The organism is Fuerstiella sp., from assembly GCA_022447225.1.
Lineage (GTDB): Bacteria > Planctomycetota > Planctomycetia > Planctomycetales > Planctomycetaceae > S139-18.
The window spans coordinates 1-2,655 of sequence record JAKVAZ010000031.1 but is presented as its reverse complement, the minus strand read 5'-3'; the positions used below and the strand labels follow the sequence as shown (position 1 = coordinate 2,655).

Genomic DNA, 2,655 nt, shown 5'->3' with positions numbered 1-2,655 from the left:
AGATCGAGTTCCTCTCCCAGTCGGGGTTGGCTTCCAGCAGTGGTTCGGAACGTTGTGCCTGTTCGACCCGGATTTTGACGCCGAGGACTCCGTCGTAGAGGTTAAATCGTCCGCGTTCATCGACATTTCGGTTACCCGTGAACACATCGGTGGTGTCGACAATCGGATTCCATGCTCCCGGATTACTTCGAATTCGCTTTGAGCGTTTCTGCGGTTCCTTGAAGGGGGACGGCTTCTGTTTTCCCTCAGGCTGTTCTTTTTGTACCACCTGCTGCGCTGCTGCATGGTTGCCGAGGATCAGGGCCACCAGGCAAATCCCCGCCGCAAGCATTCTGCGGGCGTAGTCCCACCATCCATTTGTCCGCGGAAACCACGAGGAACGTTCAGACGGATGATAAGTCACCGGTCGGCCGGTTTGGAGATCGGTGGATAGATTGGTCATGCGAGGTGTTCCCTGACGGTTGGATGCAGGACGAACTTCACAAGCCGTGTGAGAGGCTCCGCCCTAACGACTTCTGTATGATAAGATTATGTCGTTGCGGAGTTAAGCTGGCTGAAGTTTGCCCCCCCAGAATCTGGCCGATTTTACCGCCTGACGGAGGTTCGGAGGATAGAAGAAAAACAGCTGTTTTCTTGTGTTACAGCTTATAGGCAAACAACTTTGCCTGAAACAATTTGATGCGTATTCCTGCGGTACTACCGATTCCCGAGAGATCACTTTTGCCCTTCCAGGTCACGACGTGGTCGGCCTCGTCGCCGATCAGGCGGTCACAATCTGTAAAGGAAAATCCTTCAATGGCATCCGGATCGGGGGAAACGGCCGAGCGGGCATGCACCAGTTCGACGGTGATCCATCCTCCTGGGGCACAGCGGTAGTTCAGTCGTAGCTCATTTCCATGACGATAGATGGTCGGAATTGTGAACCGTCCTTCGACTTCGGCTTCGATGCTGCAAAATCTGTGGGGTTGCCAGAGCATATAGCGAATTTGCATGGGTTTCCGCTCGGGGAATAACTCGTCTTTATCCTTTTCGTTCACGTTATGCCGAGTCGAGTTGGCCGAGTACGGGACTGCCCAGCGGCCGTCCGGTAACTCGATCAAACCGCTTCGCCAGGGATGTGCTGAACACTGATCACCGCTGCCGGGTAGCCCCACGGTATGCACTGCGCGACGTTCAGGCCGGTACCAGAAAATACCGTCCCGACTGAAGGCGATTTGGCTGTCCATGTCTTCTGTGGCCTGATGATAGATCGGGATGACCATGGTGTGCAGGTCAGTGCGCCCCGGATAGGGAAAGTAGTTGGCACCGTAGAATGAGATGTCCAGGTCGTCCTGGCCATCAGGAGCAAGAATCAGCCGGGGTGCCGGCCAGTTGCGGAAATTTTTGGTGCGGGAAAAGCCGATCGTCCGCCGCTGCGTTTCAACTTCGATTTGGCCCGATCCGATTCCAGACATCAGTTCAGTGGTGTTCCCCATGATCTGCAGATAGGCGATGTACTCGTCCAGGTAGGCATCGTAATAAGCGGAAATACCACCATTCACCGGTCGGTTACCTAACGACTCTTCGAGCATTTTCCAGTCGAGGCCGTTCGGTGAGACCCATCCCACAGTCCTTGCCCACAATTCAGCACGAGGTCCCTGGTATTCAGCGCCCAGTTCCTGTTGTTTGGTCGATCGTTCCCTTGCCTCGGGACCGGTCAGTGGCTGCAGGGTGTCAGGATCGTACCAGTTGGTGTCGCTGCCCATGGCTTTGAAACGCTCGTTTGGCAGTGCGTGAGGATCGAGAAACACACCGGTTGCTCCAACGATGCCACGGGCCAGAAGATTATTTTTGGCTGATCCTCCAAATTTCACCTGTCCCAGCTCAGGACGGTGCCATTGATAGCCGTCAATGCTGGTGGCGTAACAGGTTTTGTCGGCTGTGGTGCATTCGTAAATCATGTGCCACAGGCCGTCTGCATTCCAGATAAAAAGCGGCCAGATGGAGCTTCCCAGTTCCCATTCTTCAACCGCTTCCAGAAGCGGTGCGGATCGATCTGCCTGCTCCACACTGAACCTGACACCGACCGCTCCGTCGTACAGATTGAACACACCATGTTCATCGATATTTCGGTTGCCAGGAAATACTTCCGTTGTATCAACCAGGGGATTCCATGCGCCGCTGTTGAATCGAATGCGTTTACGTTCCTGCGGTCGCTTTTTGAACGGGGATGATTTCTGTTTTTCTTCAGGTTCCCCTTTTTGCAACACCTGCTGCCCGGCCGCGTTATGGACCTGACTCAGCATTACAAAGCAAAGACCTGCGGCAAGTACTTTCCGGGCAGAGGTCAACAATCCATTTGTCATGACAAAGAACGAGGAATATTCAGAGGAATCACGAGTCACCGGGCCGTGGCTGGCTTGAGTATCGACCGAAAGATGGTGCATGTGAGGTGTTCCGTGACTGTTCGTTGCGCGAGGTGCATGGTCAGAAGTGTGGTGAATCCTGCAGCCTGCCGTCGTCTGGAAGGATAAGGAGAGATATCCACGTTGTTCATACCGCGGCTGGACAGAACGTTGATAACATCGTGTCCATCTTTTTTTACAGTTTATAGGCGAAGAGTTTTGCCTGAAACATTTTGATTCGCAGAGCAACCGTACCGCCGATTTTAGAGAT

The 2,655-nt window shown here is 53.7% G+C and carries 2 protein-coding genes; both read right to left on the bottom strand.

Annotated features, from left to right (window positions below):
- Window positions 1-442, bottom strand: a 442-nt coding sequence (locus tag MK110_19690; GenBank protein MCH2213527.1) for a hypothetical protein, incomplete at its 3' end; no start/stop codon positions are given.
- A 196-nt stretch (window positions 443-638) separates the two neighbouring features.
- Entirely contained in the window at window positions 639-2,426 is a 1,788-nt protein-coding gene (locus MK110_19685; GenBank protein MCH2213526.1) for a hypothetical protein, read from the bottom strand.
- Window positions 2,427-2,655 lie beyond the last annotated feature (229 nt).